The sequence below is a fragment of the Pontibacter sp. LHS2 genome (assembly GCF_058932845.1).
Genome location: NZ_JBZYWG010000001.1, coordinates 1,253,017 through 1,271,559, shown reverse-complemented (window position 1 = coordinate 1,271,559; position 18,543 = coordinate 1,253,017). Strand labels below are relative to the sequence as shown.

14 protein-coding genes are annotated in these 18,543 nt (G+C 48.6%); 8 read left to right on the top strand and 6 right to left on the bottom strand.

Annotation, left to right across the window (positions count from 1 at the left end):
- Positions 1-361 precede the first annotated feature (361 nt).
- Positions 362-718: a hypothetical protein gene (locus tag AC5FX6_RS05480; protein ID WP_493596013.1), complete on the top strand. Its 357-nt coding sequence runs from the start codon at positions 362-364 to the stop codon at positions 716-718.
- Between the two features lie 25 nt (positions 719-743).
- Here AC5FX6_RS05480 and AC5FX6_RS05475 read toward each other — a convergent pair whose 3' ends face one another.
- On the bottom strand, positions 744-2,168 hold the full coding sequence (locus tag AC5FX6_RS05475) for a Glu/Leu/Phe/Val family dehydrogenase (protein ID WP_493596012.1): 1,425 nt from the start codon (positions 2,166-2,168) through the stop codon (positions 744-746).
- Between the two features lie 319 nt (positions 2,169-2,487).
- Between AC5FX6_RS05475 and AC5FX6_RS05470 the strand changes: the two genes are divergently transcribed.
- The gene (locus AC5FX6_RS05470; protein WP_493596011.1) at positions 2,488-2,979 is read left to right on the top strand and encodes a hypothetical protein; all 492 of its coding nucleotides are present in this window, start codon (positions 2,488-2,490) and stop codon (positions 2,977-2,979) included.
- An 81-nt stretch (positions 2,980-3,060) separates the two neighbouring features.
- Here AC5FX6_RS05470 and bamJ read toward each other — a convergent pair whose 3' ends face one another.
- Positions 3,061-3,660, bottom strand: a complete 600-nt coding sequence (gene bamJ, locus AC5FX6_RS05465) for a BamJ family beta-barrel-assembly machinery protein (RefSeq protein WP_493596010.1) — start codon at positions 3,658-3,660, stop codon at positions 3,061-3,063.
- A 743-nt stretch (positions 3,661-4,403) separates the two neighbouring features.
- Between bamJ and AC5FX6_RS05460 the strand changes: the two genes are divergently transcribed.
- Together AC5FX6_RS05460 and rnk are read left to right on the top strand one after the other, a co-directional pair.
- Positions 4,404-5,960 carry an FMN-binding glutamate synthase family protein gene (locus tag AC5FX6_RS05460; protein WP_493596009.1) on the top strand — a complete coding sequence of 519 codons (1,557 nt, stop codon included), beginning with the start codon at positions 4,404-4,406 and terminating at the stop codon, positions 5,958-5,960.
- A 1-nt stretch (position 5,961) separates the two neighbouring features.
- Positions 5,962-6,372 (top strand): nucleoside diphosphate kinase regulator, encoded by a 411-nt coding sequence (gene rnk, locus AC5FX6_RS05455; RefSeq protein WP_493596008.1) that lies wholly within the window; start codon positions 5,962-5,964, stop codon positions 6,370-6,372.
- 101 nt (positions 6,373-6,473) lie between these two features.
- Here the strand turns inward: rnk and AC5FX6_RS05450 are convergent, their stop codons facing one another.
- From AC5FX6_RS05450 to AC5FX6_RS05440, 3 genes are all read right to left on the bottom strand, one after another.
- The gene (locus tag AC5FX6_RS05450) at positions 6,474-6,635 is read right to left on the bottom strand and encodes a hypothetical protein (protein ID WP_493596007.1); all 162 of its coding nucleotides are present in this window, start codon (positions 6,633-6,635) and stop codon (positions 6,474-6,476) included.
- Positions 6,636-6,787: 152 nt separating this feature from the next.
- A complete protein-coding gene (locus tag AC5FX6_RS05445; RefSeq protein ID WP_493596006.1) occupies positions 6,788-10,174 on the bottom strand; it encodes a methylmalonyl-CoA mutase family protein in 3,387 nt (1,128 codons plus the stop codon).
- Between the two features lie 144 nt (positions 10,175-10,318).
- On the bottom strand, positions 10,319-11,020 hold the full coding sequence (locus tag AC5FX6_RS05440) for a LuxR C-terminal-related transcriptional regulator (protein ID WP_493596005.1): 702 nt from the start codon (positions 11,018-11,020) through the stop codon (positions 10,319-10,321).
- 185 nt (positions 11,021-11,205) lie between these two features.
- Between AC5FX6_RS05440 and lepA the strand changes: the two genes are divergently transcribed.
- The 4 genes from lepA (at position 11,206) to AC5FX6_RS05420 (ending at position 16,911) form a co-directional block, all read left to right on the top strand.
- A complete protein-coding gene (gene lepA, locus AC5FX6_RS05435; protein ID WP_493596004.1) occupies positions 11,206-12,990 on the top strand; it encodes a translation elongation factor 4 in 1,785 nt (594 codons plus the stop codon).
- A gap of 134 nt (positions 12,991-13,124) precedes the next feature.
- Positions 13,125-14,006 (top strand): bifunctional 5,10-methylenetetrahydrofolate dehydrogenase/5,10-methenyltetrahydrofolate cyclohydrolase, encoded by an 882-nt coding sequence (locus AC5FX6_RS05430; RefSeq protein WP_493596003.1) that lies wholly within the window; start codon positions 13,125-13,127, stop codon positions 14,004-14,006.
- Between the two features lie 319 nt (positions 14,007-14,325).
- Positions 14,326-14,979, top strand: a complete 654-nt coding sequence (locus AC5FX6_RS05425) for a 7-carboxy-7-deazaguanine synthase QueE (RefSeq protein ID WP_493596002.1) — start codon at positions 14,326-14,328, stop codon at positions 14,977-14,979.
- 6 nt (positions 14,980-14,985) lie between these two features.
- Entirely contained in the window at positions 14,986-16,911 is a 1,926-nt protein-coding gene (locus AC5FX6_RS05420; protein WP_493596001.1) for an OmpA family protein, read from the top strand.
- A gap of 188 nt (positions 16,912-17,099) precedes the next feature.
- On the opposite strand, the gene AC5FX6_RS05415 is transcribed toward AC5FX6_RS05420, so the two are convergent.
- Positions 17,100-18,386, bottom strand: coding sequence for a citrate synthase (locus AC5FX6_RS05415; RefSeq protein WP_493596000.1), 1,287 nt, complete (start codon positions 18,384-18,386; stop codon positions 17,100-17,102).
- Positions 18,387-18,543: the final 157 nt, after the last annotated feature.

The window sequence follows — 18,543 nt, the reverse complement described above, 5'->3', positions numbered from 1 at the left end:
GAGGCGGCACTTGATTAAGTGTCGCCTTTTCTTTTGTGGGGCTAAATCCGTTTTACCTTGCTCTTTAACGTAATTTTTAAGAAGATCTTTTATTTTGTAATAATTGTATTTATTAGTTGTTTATAGGTGAAGATTTGTAGGGTTTTAAAATTGATGTTATAAGTTTAATCCTAATTTGGGTCTGATTTTAGAAGAATAAGGGCTGATGCTTGCACAAAAATAAAATACATAGTATATTTCGAATATAAACACCAGAAACCAAGCGGTTTGACTTATGGTCATCAGTGAAACGTCATTTGCTCTAGTTACTTATTTGAAGGAAACGGACGTGTTGTGCATTTGCTGGAAAAAGAAACCGGATATGGATCAGTTTCGGAATCTGTACTGGCAAGTGCTACAGTTTGTGAAGACAAATCCGAAAATATGCTATTATAGCACAGATATCTCACGCATTGGGCCATTTGATGCAGAGCAGGAACTCTGGTTAAGTCGCGAGTATTATCCGCAGGTATCTGAAAGTATAGGGGAGGATATTTACGCAGCCGTTGTGTTCTCCGAAGGACATTTTAAGGCGCTTGTCAATAACTACATTGCATCCCATCTGCTTCCGCTGCACGACTTCATCCACTTCAATTATTTTACAGATAATGAGGAAGCCATGGACTGGCTATTGTACATACAAAAAGGTCAGGACCTCGCCTTTGTAGCAAAATCCTGACCCCTTCTGTCTTTTCACTGCCCCATCAAGGGAAGATACCCAGCGCCTCGTAACTCACACCAATCTTCTCGATGGCAGTCAAGAAAGCTGCTGCACGCATATCGTGAATGTCCTTTTTGTTCATCACTCCCCGAATCTCGTGGTAAGCATTGATCATGGTGTCTTCCAGTCCAGACCGCACCAAGCTGATCTCATCCGAACCCTGTATCAACATCGTACGCTCGTGGGTAGTCAGACTCTTTCCGGAGGCACTTTCTATCGCATTAACAAGTCGTCGGTGGCTGGCTTCTTCGGCACGCTTGCCCATACGACCGAAACGCACGTTCGACAAGTTTTTGAGCCATTCAAAATAAGACACTGTCACACCGCCTGCATTAATGTATAAGTCAGGTATGATGATAATGCCCTTTTCTAGCAAAATCTTCTCGGCATCCCGGGTAACAGGGCCATTGGCACCTTCCGCTATAATCTTGGCTCTGATACGAGCAGCATTACCAGCGTGGATCTGGTTTTCCAGCGCAGCCGGTATCAGGATATCGCATTCCTCCTCGAGCAGGTCTAAGGAGTTTTCAAAGTTCTTGCACTGTCCGAAGTCAAGAATAGAGCCTGTTTCGCTGCGGTGCTTAAAGGCCTCCGCCACATCAATGCCGTTGGAGTTGTAAATGCCACCTTCGCGCTCAGCTATACCTATAATAATGGCGCCGTCCTGCTGACAGAAGTGCGCGGCATTATAGCCCACATTACCCAGACCTTGCACGATCACGCGCTTGCCCTCCATGGTATTGCCATCTATACCTGCTTTCTTCATGTATTCTGTGTCGCTCAGTGCTTCCCGTATGCCGTAGAACACACCAAGACCTGTGGCTTCTGCACGTCCCCGGATACCACCCTGACCCACTGGCTTACCAGTTACGCAGCCCAGTGCATTGGTTTCGCCATATTTCAGTGCCTGGTAAGTATCAGCAATCCAGGCCATTTCGCGGCTGCCGGTACCGTAGTCCGGAGCTGGCACGTCCATACCTGGTCCTATCAGGTTTTTCTTGATCAGCTCTGCAGCGTAGCGTCGCGTTACTTTCTCAAGCGTTTTAACAGAACTTGTACGCGGGTTAATCTTGACACCCCCTTTGGCACCTCCAAAAGGTACGTCCACCACTGCGCATTTAAAAGTCATGAGCGTTGCAAGTGCCTTCACCTCATCCTCATCTACTTGCATGCTAAATCGAATTCCCCCTTTGGAAGGAAGTTTATGGTGGCTGTGCTGTACTCTGATGCCTTCAATCACTTCTACGCGGCCATCGATCTCCACCGGGAACGACACTTTGTAAACGCTGTTGCAGGTTTTGATCTGTGCCAGAATACCAGGGTCAAGCTTTGAATAACTGGCCGCGTGATCAAAGAACTGGTGCACGCTTTCCAGAAATTTTTTGCCTTCATTTTGGGTGTTTGCCATACGAGTATATCTTTTTTTGGTGAATGCATTAAATGAGTTTAGAACGTCTGCCGGGGCAATTTGTTTGCTTCAGCGTTTCTGTTTCGGATTCTGGCTGAAGTTAAAGAAAAAAAAATTGATGACTTAGAATCTTGTCAGTAAGTCGTTTATGATAATTAAGTATATGATACCAATAAAATATTTAATTATTTCTTGTTTGTAATATATAAATATTACATCTTTGTTTATAACAGAATCTAAATCACCTGTCTGTTATTCATCCATTTCATTATTGTCTTCTTATTTGATGGCCAATAGCCGCCTTTAACTGATACGTACCATGTATACAGATAACCTAATGGGTGCCAACGCATTTGGCAAGCATTTTTCAATTAATGACCCGCACCGCAGGGTAATGCGTGAGCAGCTGATTCTCAAATACGAGCATGAGAGAAAGACGCTCTATATTAAGTGGGAGGGAGAGGTGACCTCAAACGAACTAAGGCAGGGCTATGCCCATATCATGGATATGGTCTTCACCTACAAGCCTCAGAAATGGATACTGGATCTACAGAGCCGTGTAGGGATTGAGAAGGAGGATCAGCAATGGGTGTTTAAGTTTGTATTTCCGGAAGTGTTGCGTGCTGTCAACAAGAATGTGTTTGTAGCAGTGGTAATGCCCGTGTTTGCTTACAATAGCCTGGTTAACGAAATAGATGGCGACGAACTAATGGACGGTGATAATTTTATGATCATTCACCATTTTCTCTACCCGGAGGAGAGCCGTCGCTGGTTACACGAAATGGCAGAAACTGATTTGAAGTTCGCTTAGGTAGCGTAGCTTCTAAAAAAGAGAGGTCCGGCAGAAGTGAAGTATTTCACATGCCGGACCTCTCTTTTTTAATGGTATAGATTAATGCACAGAGATCAACTCTACATCAAATATCAAAGTAGTGTTTGGTCCGATCGCATCACCGGCACCCTGTGAGCCATAGGCCAGATTCGACGGAATAAACAGTCTCCACTTAGCACCTTCTTTCATTAACTGAAGTGCCTCTGTCCAACCAGCGATCACACCGTTCACCGGGAAGGTAGCAGGCTGTCCGCGCTCGTAGCTTGAGTCGAATACTGTACCATCGATCAAGGTACCGTGGTAGTGCGTAGTTACCTTGTCTGAGGCAGCTGGCGACTTGCCGGTACCTTCCTGTAGCACCTGGTATTGCAGGCCGCTAGGCAGGGTTTTTACACCTTCTTTGTTTTTATTTTCAGCTAAAAAGGCTTCTCCGGCTTTCTGGTTTTCACCACCTTTTGCACCTTGTTTCTCTTGCATTTCCTGCTGCAAAGTCATCATGGCCATTTGAATGTCCTGCTGTGAAAGCGACGAAGGCTCACCAGCGATTACCTCTTTCAGGCCTTTCATAAAAGCTTCTGCTTCAATATCGATGCCTTGCTTTTTGAGGTTAGAAGCCATGTCACGACCAATGATGTAGCTTATTTTTTCCTGTTGTGTCATGTATAATGGAATGGTTGATAGGATTGATTTTCTAAAGATAAAGGTACGGCTAATGGGGCTATTAACCTAAAAGGGAGCCAATCAAGTGAGAAAAGCAGGCAATGCGCCTGCTTTTGCATTATCTAAATAACAGTTGCCAGCCTAGAGATACAAGTGTATCTCTTCTTCGTGGAGGTCCATTTGAAGCTGCTCAGGAGACATCCAGCCTTTAATAAAATAACCGAATGTGGTGCCAATAAGCAGGAGAGAGGAAATTGTCGTAAAGCGCATCATGATTTTTAGCCTGAGGAGTTAAACTTGAATTTTTAAACGCTATATAGGGATTTAGGTTGTGCATCCTTTGGCCTCATTTCCTGTGTTTTAGAACTCATGCATCATGTTGACCGGTTGCCCAGTCTGTAAGCTCTGCAAAACAGGAAGATTAAATTATTAGAGGTTGATTTTTGGGTTTTCTTGTTTTCTTTCAGCTAACTTTGCACCGTCAACCTAATAAGACATGGAGCCATCTGGCAAATATCCTTCTTTCTGGCGTGCTATACCTGTCTCGGGACTGGTGGCTGCCTCTCATCATGTAGCAATGTGTGATGAGCTGAATGGCTATTGTCTTAACTTTTTTTCCTCTCCCAAGGCCTTTAACAAGTAAGCCGGAGCTCTCCGCTCTGGCACTCAGCAGACAAGACTGGCAATAACAGCTTACTGGTTCTTCAATTTTCTTTCTAATTCATTTTCTTTGATTTTTTATCATGGCAAATAAGGTCAGTGTGAGGCAATCCATGGGATATGCTTTCTTATCAGCTTATCTGATTACTCTGTTCTTTTCAATTTTTGAGCCGCCATACCTATGGCTGCTCGTGGCTATTGTGCCGCTGCACCTGCTATACCTGCGCAACATCCGGCAGGGCAAGCATTCTATTTTGCGCAACTATCCGCTGGTTGGGTATTTGCGTTATTTCTTTGAGAGCATCCGTCCGGAACTGCGTCAGTACTTCTTTGAGTCTGATCTGGATGGCAAACCCTTCAGTCGCCGTCAGCGCTCTATCGTGTACCAGCGTGCCAAAAACGTGCGGGAGACCGTGCCGTTTGGTATGCAGGCCAATAGCCAGGAGCCAGGCTTCGAGTGGATAGCCCATACCATGTTCCCGGTGCATGTGAAGGCCCAGGACCTGCGTGTTACGATAGGCGGCAGTCGCTGTAAGCAGCCATACAGCGCCAGCATTTACAACATCTCCGCGATGAGCTACGGCTCTTTGAGCAAAACCGCCGTGACCGCCCTGAGCGCCGGCGCCAAACTGGGTGGCTTTGCCCACAACACCGGTGAGGGTGGTGTGAGCCCTTTCCATATTGAAGGTGGTGGCGACCTGATCTGGCAGATCGGTACCGGATATTTCGGTTGCCGCGACAAAGACGGTAATTTTTCCGAGAAACTGTTCCAGGAGCAGGTGGCACATCCACATATCAAGATGGTGGAGATCAAGCTTTCCCAGGGGGCTAAGCCTGGGCATGGCGGTATACTACCAGCTGCTAAGAACACCCCAGAGATCGCGGCTATCCGAAAAGTGGAGCCCTATACCACAGTCGCTTCCCCACCAGCGCACTCTGCCTTCAATGACCAGTTCACGATGCTGCTTTATATTGACAAGTTGCGTGTGCTGTCAGGAGGCAAGCCGATTGGTATAAAGTTGTGTATCGGTAATAAGCAGGAGTTTGAGCGCCTTTGCCAGGAAATGATGCACAACCGCATCTATCCGGACTTTATCACGATAGATGGAGCAGAGGGCGGTACTGGTGCGGCGCCACTGGAGTTTACTGATAGCCTCGGCATGCCACTCTATGACGCCCTGGCTTACGTGCAGCACATGCTGGAGCAGTACGGGCTGCGCGACGAGATCAAGCTGATCGCAGCCGGTAAAATCATCACGGGTGTTGATATTATCAAGGCCATCTCACTGGGTGCTGATATCTGTTACAGTGCCCGCGGTATGATGTTCGCGCTGGGCTGTATACAGGCCCTGCAGTGCGACTCCGGTCGCTGCCCGGTAGGTATAGCCACCCAGGATAAGAACCTGTACAAAGGCCTGGACGTGGCCGATAAGCGGGTGCGTGTAGCGAACTTCCATGGCAATACCATCAAGTCAACCATCGAAGTGATGGAGGCTTGCGGCTTCGCTTCCCTGGAAGGCATCACCCCAGACAAGATATTCAGACGAGTGGAACAGGGGCAGACGAAGAGTTTCAGAGATATTTATTTCCCGAAAACGCCTTCCCCCAGCCAAATCAGTAAAAACTACGTGCTTAATTGATATGGAAAATGTAATCTATCTGACCGAGCAGGACTATAAACGCCTGATTGACCTCGTGCAGCAGCAAAGACAAGGAGCAAGCGCTCCTATAAACATCGCCAAGCTCGGAGAAGAACTGAAGCGTGCTAAAAGAGTTGCCTCCCAGGAGATTCCGGCGGAGGTCGTAACGATGAACTCCAGTGTGCTGTTACGGGATTTGAAAAGCGGAAGTGAAATGGAAATCACGCTGGTATATCCGAAAGATGCCGATGTGAACGCCCGTAAGATCTCCATACTGGCTCCGGTAGGCACAGCTATTATCGGTTGCAAAGAAGGAGACGAGGTGGAATGGCCTGTACCGTCCGGCACTATTAACTATAAAATTGAAAAAGTGACGTTCCAACCGGAAGCTTCCGGCAACTTTGCACTTTAGATTTATACCTATACCTAACAAAAAGCCAGTTCGCTATACCTGTTAAGGTTGCGAACTGGCTTTTCTGCTTTAGTTTAAGAGCAACTTATACCTGAATACGATCAGGCATAATCGCTGATGTTTTCGTCCCAGAGGTCAAAATCAATGTCTTCTTCTTCAATTCTGGTGCTCAAGTAGGCATAAGCTGCCAATCCTAAGAACAGGAGAGCAGAGCCAACCAGCACAAATGGAAAATCTTCTAAGTCTTTGTTTTTAGTTTTCATAAACACGATGCTTCTATGTTGCCTTATACCTTGCTAATCCAGAATATGTTGTCAAGTTGCTGAATGTCAGTAAGTATAAAAGCAAAGGCCGGACATCTGTCCGGCCTTTGCTTTACATAACGCTAACGGGTAGCGGCATATTATTTTACTAATTACATATTTCTGCGGTATTGTCCGCCTACCTCAAACAGTGCATTGGTGATCTGGCCAAGTGAGCAGAATTTCACCGTCTCCATCATTTCCTCAAAGATGTTGCCGTTGTTGATAGCTACCTGCTGGATGCGCTTTAGCATTTCAGCGGACTTGTCAGCGTTGCGCTGGTGCAGTCCTTGCAGCATGGAGATCTGGTACTGCTTTTCTTCCTCTGTTGCCCGGATAACTTCTGTAGGCAACACGGTCGGAGAACCAGTAGAAGACAGGAAAGTATTTACCCCAATGATCGGATACTCGCCTGTATGTTTCAGCGTCTCGTAGTACAAGCTTTCTTCCTGGATCTTGCCGCGCTGGTACATAGTTTCCATAGCACCCAGCACACCGCCACGCTCTGTAATGCGGTCGAATTCTGTCAATACAGCCTCTTCCACTAGATCCGTCAGTTCTTCGATGATAAACGAGCCCTGTAGCGGGTTCTCATTCTTCGCCAGACCCAGCTCTCGGTTGATGATCAACTGGATCGCCATCGCACGACGAACGGATGCTTCTGTTGGCGTTGTAATAGCCTCATCATAAGCGTTGGTGTGCAGCGAGTTACAGTTATCGTAGATCGCATAAAGCGCCTGCAGCGTAGTACGGATATCGTTGAAGTCGATTTCCTGCGCGTGCAATGAACGGCCAGACGTCTGGATGTGGTATTTCAACATCTGCGAGCGGGCATCTGCGTTATACTTGTGCTTCATCGCCTTCGCCCAGATTCTGCGTGCTACACGACCGATTACCGCATACTCCGGATCGATGCCGTTGGAGAAGAAGAAGCTCAGGTTTGGCGCAAACTTGTTGATGTCCATACCGCGACTCACATAGTACTCTACAAACGTGAAGCCGTTAGCCAGCGTGAAGGCCAGCTGCGAAATTGGGTTGGCACCCGCCTCCGCGATGTGGTAGCCGGAGATCGACACCGAGTAGAAGTTACGCACGTTCTTGTCGATGAAGTACGCCTGCACGTCACCCATCAAACGCAGCGAGAACTCCGTGGAGAAAATACACGTGTTCTGCGCCTGGTCTTCTTTCAGGATGTCGGCCTGCACTGTACCGCGCACTGCTGCCAGTGTGCGGGTTTTGATCGGCTCGTATACCTCAGCCGGGAGTACCTGGTCACCAGTCACGCCGAGTAGCATCAGGCCCAGACCGTCGTTGCCTTTTGGCAGCTCGCCCTGGTAGCGCGGACGCTCTACACCTTTATCTTTATAGATAGCGTCAATCTTCTGGTTGATTTCATCTTCCAGCCCGTTCTCTTTGATGTACAGTTCGCACTGCTGGTCAATAGCGGCGTTCATAAAGAAGCCGGTCAGGATCGCAGCGGGACCGTTGATGGTCATAGAAACCGAAGTCATCGGATCGGCCAGGTTAAAGCCAGAGTAAAGTTTCTTGGCATCGTCCAGGCAGCAAATGCTCACGCCGGAGTTACCGATCTTACCATAAATGTCTGGTCTGAAATCCGGGTCTTCACCGTAAAGCGTAACCGAGTCAAAAGCTGTAGACAGACGCTTAGCCGGCATGCCTAAACTCACGTAGTGGAAGCGACGGTTCGTACGCTCCGGTCCGCCTTCGCCCGCAAACATACGGGTCGGGTCTTCGCCTTCGCGCTTGAATGGGAACACACCCGCTGTGTAAGGGAATTCACCTGGCACGTTCTCCTGCAGGTTCCACTTCAGCAAGTCACCCCATGCTTCGTAGCGCGGCGTAGATACCTTCGGAATTTGTAGATGGGAGAGTGACTCAGTATGCGTCTTGATTTTCAGCTCCTTGTCGCGTACTTTGAAGATATAGAACTCATTCTTGTAGGCTTGTACCTTCTCCTTCCAGTTCTCGAGGATCTTCTTGTTCTGTCCGTCCAGGCTCAGTTCTACTTCGGCATACGCTTGCTCCAGTTGCTTGATAAGGCGGTCTTTGTCTTCGACCTCTATACCTTGCACGGCTTCAATCGACTTCTTGATGCCGTATAGTTTCTGGGCAACTTCACCCTGGTCTTTCGTCCATTTGTCGTAGTTGCGGATGGTCTCAGAAATCTCAGACAGGTAGCGGGTGCGGGCAGGAGGGATGATGAACACCTTCTCAGACATTTCTTTTGAAGTCTGCAGGTTAGAATTGAATTCCACGCCTGTTTTCTCTGCCAGCTTAGCCATTACAGCACGGTACAGCTGGTTCATGCCCGGGTCGTTGAACTGCGAGGCGATGGTGCCGAATACCGGAATATCATCGTCGTTCACGTACCACAGCTGGTGGTTGCGCTTGTATTGTTTCTTCACGTCACGCAGGGCGTCCAGGGCACCGCGCTTGTCAAATTTATTCAGGGCGATCACATCGGCGAAGTCGAGCATATCGATTTTTTCGAGCTGCGTAGCGGCACCGTACTCCGGCGTCATCACATACAAACTCATGTCCGAGTGCTCGATGATCTCGGTGTCGGACTGGCCTATACCGGAGGTCTCGAGGATGATCATATCGAAATCAGCAGCTTTCACGATGTCCACGGCATCCTGCACATACTTGCTCAGGGCCAGGTTGCTTTGGCGGGTTGCCAGCGAGCGCATGTATACCCGCTCGTTCGATATTGAGTTCATTCGGATGCGGTCACCAAGTAAGGCACCGCCCGTTTTGCGCTTCGACGGGTCTACCGAAATAATAGCGATCTTCTTCTCAGGGAAGTCTATTAAGAAGCGACGCACTAGTTCGTCCACGAGGGAAGATTTACCAGCACCACCTGTACCAGTTATACCTAGCACGGGTGTTTTCCCTTTTTTGGCCTGCTCTCTCACTTCATTTAGAATGCTGCGGGCTTCTTCCGGATAATTTTCAGCAGCAGAAATCAGACGGGCGATGGCTTTCGGATCTTTGTCACGCAGGTGCTTGGCTTCGCCGTTCAGGTCTTTGCCTGTCGGGAAGTCGCATTTCTCCAGCATGTCGTTGATCATACCTTGCAGACCCATCGCGCGTCCATCGTCAGGGGAGTAGATGCGGGCCACGCCGTATTCATGCAGTTCCTCGATCTCAGTAGGCAGGATCACACCGCCGCCGCCGCCGAAGATGCGGATATGGCCGCAGCCGCGCTCGTTGAGCAGGTCATACATGTATTTAAAATACTCCAGGTGACCGCCCTGGTACGAAGTAATGGCAATGGCCTGTGCGTCTTCCTGCACGGCACAATCCACTATCTCTTGTACCGAACGGTTGTGACCCAGGTGAATTACCTCGGCTCCAGATGCCTGAATGATGCGGCGCATGATGTTGATCGAGGCGTCATGCCCATCGAACAACGAAGCTGCCGTCACGATCCGAATATGGTTGACCGGCTTATATGGTTCTATTTTAGTAAGTTGCATAGTTTACTAACAAGGATTTTCTCAAATTTGATGCGAATATAGTCAAATTTGTGCAGGATTGACAGGGACAGCCCCATTTGAAACAGGTCTGAGCAGTACGAAAAGAAGGGGAATAACAGCACTGGCGACCTTCAGACTAAGTTCTTAACCCATGCCTGCTTCTTTTCCAAGCGACACCAGATCGGCCACATTATTGGTGCCAAGCTTTTTCTGGATGCTCTTACGGTGGGTACTTACTGTGTTCGGACTGATAAAGAGCCGCTCGGCGATGTCTTTGGTGCTGCAGCCCTGGCAGATCAACCCCAGAATTTCGATCTCACGCTTACGCAAGCTGCCTAGCAGTAACCTGTTCTTTTCCTTCAGATTTTCTTTGAGGGCTTGTGTCAGCTGTTCTTCGGTGTTCATGCGGGGACTCATGTCAATATCTACACAGATCAGCTCCTTCACCTCACCCTGTAGGTTTTTGCTAAAGGCCTTGGCCCAACCCATAAACCATTTGTACTGATCCTCCTGCTTGTGTTTGGCGCGGAACAAACCTCCAAATTCAGTCCCGTCGAAGTTTTGGTAATGATTGATGCTGTTCTCTGGTACGTCCAGATCATCAGGGTGCACAATAGCCTGCATATAGGCCATACCACCCATCTCCAGAATTTCCGACAAGGTATAGCCAAGCGTCTCTTCATTGGTGCGATTGCACCAGACCACTCCTAAGTCCAGGTTAGAGATGTAAATATTGGCAGGGACCTCATGGATAACCTTCTCCAGGAACTCACACTTCTCCCGCAGATTTCGAATTTCTCGCTCCATGGCGGCAATCTTATCGGCACTGGAAGACTGTTCAGTCATAAAGTCTGAATGGTTTAGATTAGTGAAAAACATTTAAACTTATAAAACCTATTTAGAAAATACAACCTATCGGCCATATACCTGGCTGGCGGGCCTCCTAAGCAGGTCAACTTAAAAATGATTTAGGCCGGAATACAGCAACAAACCTACATTCTTCTTAACTTTGTTTTTCGTAAGAACTATTTATGAAGAACATTCGCAATTTCTGCATCATTGCTCATATCGACCATGGTAAAAGTACTCTGGCCGATCGCCTGTTGGAGTTTACCTCCACGGTGGCTGAGCGTGAGATGCAAAACCAGCTGCTGGACAATATGGATTTGGAGCGTGAGCGCGGCATTACTATCAAGAGCCACGCGATCCAGATGAATTACCATTACAAAGGAGAGGACTACGTGTTGAACCTGATCGATACGCCAGGTCACGTCGACTTTTCTTATGAAGTGTCCCGCTCCATTGCCGCCTGTGAAGGCGCCCTCCTGATCGTAGACTCATCACAAGGTATAGAGGCTCAGACTATCTCGAACCTATACCTGGCCATCGGCTCGGACCTGGAAATCATCCCGGTATTGAATAAGATTGACTTGCCGCACGCCATGCCGGAAGAGGTAAGTGATCAGATCATTGACCTGATCGGTTGCGACAAAGAAGACATTATACATGCTTCAGGTAAAGCAGGTATAGGTATAGAAGAAATCCTGAATGCGATCTGTGACCGGGTACCTGCACCAAAAGGCGACCCTACTGCTCCATTGCAGGCTCTGATCTTTGACTCTGTATTCAACTCTTACAGAGGCATTGAGGTTTATTTTAGAATCTACAACGGTACCCTGAAAAAAGGGGAGAAGGTGAAGTTCATCAACACCGGTAAAACCTACGAGGCAGACGAGATTGGCGTGCTCAAGCTCAACCAGGAGCCTCGTAAGGAAATGGCTGCCGGAAACGTGGGCTATCTCATATCAGGTATTAAGAACGCAAAAGAAGTAAAAGTAGGGGATACGATTACGCACGTGGATCGCCCTGCTGTAGGCATACAGGGTTTCGAAGACGTGAAGCCGATGGTATTTGCCGGTATCTACCCAGTAGAAACCAGCGAGTACGAAGAGCTTCGTGCCTCCATGGAAAAGCTGCAGCTGAATGACGCTTCCCTTGTTTGGGAGCCGGAGACTTCGGCTGCACTCGGTTTCGGTTTCCGTTGCGGCTTCCTGGGCATGTTGCACATGGAGATCGTACAGGAACGCCTCGAGCGTGAATTCGACATGACGGTAATCACTACCGTGCCGTCCGTACAGTTCCACGCTTACTCTACCAAAGGCGAATTGCTGAAGGTGAACGCGCCATCCGAAATGCCGGAGCCGAACTATATCGACCGCATCGAAGAGCCGTTCATTAAAGCGCAGATCATCTCGAAGGCGGAGTATGTTGGCCCGATCATCACGCTTTGTATGGACAAGCGTGGTATTCTGAAGAACCAGACATACTTGACGAGCGACCGCGTAGAGCTTTCTTTTGAAATGCCGCTCGCTGAGATCGTATTTGACTTCTTTGATAAACTAAAGACTATTTCCAGAGGTTATGCCTCACTTGACTACGAGCTGATCGGTTTCCGCCAGTCGAACATGGTGAAGCTGGACGTGATGCTGAACGGTGAGAAGGTGGATGCTCTGAGTGCCATCGTGCACCGTGACAAAGCCTACGATTGGGGCAAGCGCCTGTGCGAGAAGCTTCGTGAGTTGCTGCCACGCCAGATGTTTGAGATCGCCATTCAGGCAGCTATCGGTCAGAAGATCATCGCCCGCGAAACGGTGAAGGCCCTGCGCAAAAACGTACTGGCCAAGTGCTACGGCGGTGACATCTCCCGTAAGCGCAAGCTCCTCGAGAAACAGAAGAAAGGTAAGAAACGCATGCGCCAGGTAGGCAACGTGGAGATCCCACAAGAAGCCTTCTTAGCCGTGCTTAAACTCGACTAATACTACCAAGCCCCGACGTGCCCCTGCGCGTCGGGGCTTGTCGCTTTCAGATACTTGACAAAGGCAGTTTGTCTTCTATTCATTTATCTGGCTATTAACTCAGAACTCTTAACACAAAACTCTTAAATAGAAACATGATTCTGCTCGACGGTAAAAAAACATCCGAAGCTATTCAGCAAGAGATTGCTGCTGAAGTTGCCGAAATTAAAGCTAACGGAGGCAAAGTGCCTCACCTGGCGGCTATACTGGTAGGCAATGACGGAGGCTCTGTTACGTATGTGAACAACAAGGTGCTGGCCTGCGAGAAGGTAGGTTTTGGCTCTACACTGGTGCGCTACGAAGACGATGTAACCGAAGAAGAATTGCTCAGCAAGATACAGGAGTTGAATGACAGCGAAGAAGTAGACGGCTTTATCGTGCAGCTTCCCCTTCCAAAGCACATCAACACCCAGAAAGTACTAGAGGCAGTGGACCCGAAGAAAGACGTGGATGGTTTCCATCCGGCAAACGTAGGTCGTATGGTGGCCGGTCTGACTTCCTTTCTGCCAGCTACACCATTCGGCATTCTGCAACTTATAGAGCGCTACGGCATTGAAACAAACGGCAAGCACTGCGTGGTGATCGGCCGTAGCAATATTGTGGGTTCGCCTATGAGCATCCTGATGGCGAAAGCCGCCTACCCAGGTAACGCTACGGTTACTTTGTGTCACCGCAATACCGTTGATCTGCCTTATTATACCCGCCAAGCCGATATCATTATTGCGGCAGTTGGTCTGCCTGGACTGGTGACCGCCGAAATGGTAAAAGAAGGTGCCGTTGTAATTGATGTGGGCACTACACGTGTACCTGACACCAGCCGTAAGTCTGGGTTCCGCCTGCGCGGTGACGTGGACTTCGACAATGTGGCGCCAAAGTGCAGTTATATTACCCCTGTACCGGGCGGCGTTGGTCCACTGACGATTGCAATGCTGCTGAAGAACACACTGCGGGCAGCGAGAAATGAGGTATACGCGTAGTCTGGATCAGGATTAGCAAAATTTTTTATAAAGTGGGCGGGTCTATTGTAGGTCCGCCCTCTTTCTTTTAGTGTTTACCTCGGTTCTCAAAACTTATAAGAATTAGCCAGCATAAGAGTAATTTTTCTTCCCTACTCAAAATCCTGTAATTCTTAAAATCCTGAGAATCCTGATCCTGGAACGGAACAGCCTGTATACCTTGTTGCTTTTTTAACTAACTTTGCAAGTTCGGTGCGGCTGATAGCTTTTCAGGTATAGCCGCGCTATCATTTAATGAAGGCTATACCTGATTATTAGGTATAACCGCAGGAATACAGATTTGGAAACTACAAAAGCATACAAGACCGCCTCTATCCACACCGTGCCAAAAGACGGTAGCGAGCTCCCATTAATGGAGGCATTTTACACGATTCAGGGTGAGGGTGGTAACACGGGCACTGCAGCTTATTTTATAAGACTGGGTGGCTGCGATGTGGGTTGCCACTGGTGTGATGTGAAAGAGAGCTGGGATGCAGAACAACACCCACTCACGGCAGTAGAGGAGATCGTGACAACGGCTAATTCCTTTCCGGGCAAAACTGTCGTAGTAACAGGAGGCGAACCACTGCTTTATAATCTTCATCCTTTGACTAGCCAACTGCAGGAAGCAGGTATACGTACCATGATCGAAACCTCTGGAGCTTATCCTCTGAGCGGCGAGTGGGACTGGGTGTGTTTGTCCCCTAAAAAGTTCAAAGCACCAGATGCTTCCGTGTATCCTTTTGCAGATGAGCTAAAAGTCATTATATTTAACAAATCGGATTTTGCATGGGCTGAAGCACATGCGGCCAGGGTAGGAGCTGACTGTAAGCTATACCTGCAGCCGGAGTGGAGCAAAGCCACGCAACTAATGCCACTAATTGTCGAATACGTAAAAAACAACCCCCAATGGCGTGTGTCCTTGCAGACGCACAAGTACATGGATATTCCTTAACAAGCTATGCTTAAGCCACTGCTTCTTCTGATTCTGATTACCTTTAGTATAGCGAACACCTGTCTGGCACAGGGCAGACCAGCCTCCAATTCCAGAAAAGCAGTAACGCTCTATTACAAAGCAGAAGAAGCAGCGCAGGCACGTGACTTTAACAAAGCCCTTAACTACCTGGCTGAGGCCGTAGAGCGTGATCCTAAATACGCGGATGCCTATCTGAAGATTGCACACCTGCACCGCTCCATGGGCAACAAACCGGAGGTGTTTGAAAACTTGCAGAAAGGTTTGGCCCTTAAGCCTTTTAACGCCGGTCTGATGAACAGTTACTTCGACCTGGCAGACCTCTACTTTGAGCGTGGTGACTATGAGAACGCCCGCAAGAATTTTGAGCTGTTCCTGCGCGGTAAGCCCCGCAATGGCCGAATGGTAGATTTTGCCCGGCAGCAGATTCAATCAGCAGACTTTGCCGCTGAAGCTATGAAGAAGCCTGTTAGCTTCAACCCGGTAAGATTGCCAGATAATGTCAACCGCTTCGAGCTGCAGTATTTCCCTTCCACCACAGCCGACCAGCGCCATCTGATCTTCACAGCAAGGGCAGGCCATCGCCCTGATCAGGACGAAAACATATTTGTGAGCCAGTTCCGCGACAATCAGTGGAGTCCACCCAGCTCTATTTCACCTTCCATCAATACCACTGCCAACGAAGGTGCCGCCACCATCTCCGGCGACGGCAAGACACTCGTATTTACTTCCTGCAACCGATCAGACAGCCAAGGCGATTGTGACTTGTATATCTCGTTCAGAAGTGGTGATGAATGGAGCAAACCGAAGAACATGGGCTCCGTCGTGAATTCCAAAGCATGGGATTCCCAGCCTAGCCTTTCTGCTGATGGTCGTACTTTGTACTTTACTTCCACACGACCTGGCGGTATAGGCAAAGAAGATATTTGGGTGACTCGGTTAAACGAGGACGGCTCGTGGCAAAAGCCCGAAAATATGGGCGAACCGGTGAACTCCAAAGGCCGCGACATGGCACCTTTCATTCACGTGAGTGGAAGCACGCTTTATTTTGTAAGCGACGGACATTTAGGAATGGGCGGCCTGGATGTGTTTATGACGACACAGGACAACAGAAGCAAGTGGAGCGTACCTGAGAACATGGGTTATCCGCTGAACACACATGCAGATGAAGGCTCACTCTTCATCACTGCCGATAACAAAAAAGGGTATTATTCCCGTCAGGAATTGACAGAAGCAGGTGCTCCCACAATACAACTCTATGAATTGGATGTGCCGGAGAACTGGCGCAGTAAAGTAAACAGCACCTATGCCCAGGGCCGCGTGTTTCATGCCGATAGCAAGAAGCCTCTCGCAGCAGTAGTACAGCTTTATGATGTGAGTGCCGACTCGTTGGTGCAGCAGGTAAACTCTGATAAAGTATCTGGCGAGTATACCATAGTACTATCGGAGGGAAGGCAATATGGTTTGTATGTTTCAGCACCGGGTTTCCTGATGAACAGCCTCAGCTTTGACTATACCTCGCACAAAGCCCTGAGCCCTGTGGCACTCGACGTATACCTGAAGCCGATCAAGTCCGGTGCGGCCATTGTCTTGAACAACCTGTTTTTCGACACCGGTCAGTATAAACTGGAGCGCAAGTCGAAAACCGAACTTGATAAGCTGATCACCTTCATGCAGCAGAACCCCTCTGTTCGCATTGAGATATCAGGTCACACCGATGATATCGGCTCTGATGCTGACAACAAAGTTCTGTCTGAGCGTCGTGCCCGTTCTGTAGCCGATTACCTACGCAGCAACAAAGTCCCGAAAGACCGGATCACCTCTGTAGGACACGGCGAAAGCAAGCCTGTCAAGCCAAACACCTCAGACGAAAACCGCAGTCAAAACCGCCGCATTGAGATGCGGGTGTTGTAAACCTGGCTTCAATTTAGCGTTCTCATTTCAATCCTTATTGGTAAAAGCAGCTTGAATCCGCTGGATTGCGCACGCTCAAAGGACACGAGTAAGGACGCTGGTGCCATAGCCGTCTTTAGCAAAAGCTCCAAAACAAAACGGCCCGCTACTTTGCTGTAGCGGGCCGTTTCTTAATTATCACTGGGAAATTATCTGTTCTCGATATCAACGTAGTTACGCTCTGTTTCACCAGTGTAGATCTGACGCGGACGGCCGATCGGCTCTTTCTGCTCACGCATCTCTTTCCACTGCGCGATCCAGCCTGGCAGACGGCCCAGGGCGAACATCACCGTGAACATATCAGTTGGGATACCAAGGGCACGGTAGATGATACCAGAGTAGAAGTCTACGTTCGGGTAAAGCTTACGCTCTACGAAATACGGATCGTTCAGGGCAGCTTCTTCCAGCTCCATTGCAATGGTCAGGATCGGGTCGTTGATGCCAAGGGCAGTCAACACTTCATCAGCAGCCTTCTTGATGATCTTCGCACGCGGGTCGAAGTTCTTGTACACACGGTGACCGAAGCCCATCAAACGGAACGGATCGTCTTTGTCTTTAGCTTTGGCAATGTATTTCTTCGAGTCGCCACCGTCAGCCTTAATGGCTTCGAGCATCTCAATTACAGCTTGGTTGGCACCACCGTGCAGCGGACCCCACAGGGCGCTGATACCGGCAGATACAGAAGAGTATAGGCTCGCGTTTGCTGAACCTACCAGACGCACAGTAGAGGTAGAGCAGTTTTGCTCGTGGTCAGCGTGCAGGATAAGCAGCTTGTTGATCGCATCTACTACTACAGGGTTGATTTCGTAATCTTCCGTAGGGAAGGCGAACATCATGTGCAGGAAGTTAGAGCAATAATCCAGTTTGTTTTTTGGATAGTTTACCGGGTGTCCAACAGAGTTCTTATAAGACCAGGCAGCAATGGTAGAGATTTTGGCCATCAAACGGATGATAGACAGATCCATCTCCTCTTTTGTCTGGTTCGGGTTAAGCGACTCCGGGTAGAAAGCCGTAAGTGAGCTGATCATGGCAGAAAGGATGCCCATCGGGTGTGCCGCAGATGGGAAGCCGTCCAGGATCTTACGCATATCCTCGTTCACGAGGGTGTGCATTTTGATCTTGCCACTGAAATCTTCCAGCTCCTGCTTGGTTGGCAGTGCACCGTAGATCAACAGGTAAGCCACTTCAATGAAGTTTGACTTCTCCGCTAATTGCTCAATTGGATAACCTCTGTAGTGCAGAATGCCTAGCTCTCCGTCCAGGAAAGTGATCGCACTCTTGGTAGCACCTGTATTTTTATAGCCTGAGTCCAGGGTGATGTAGCCTGACTCCGAACGCAAAGCAGCGATATCGATTGCTTTCTCATTCTCAGTACCAGTTACAACCGGGAACTTGTAGGACTTCCCCTCTAGAATTATTTCAGCGTGTTCTGACATGCCAGTATTTTTTATATGTCCGTGAATTATCTCTTATCGAAGCGAAATTATAGAAAAATGTAATTAAAATGAAATCAGGAGAGCATGAATATATTAAGTTAATAATATTTTAACCTGCATACCTGCTCCTGACATTTGTATAAACGTCAGCCCGCTA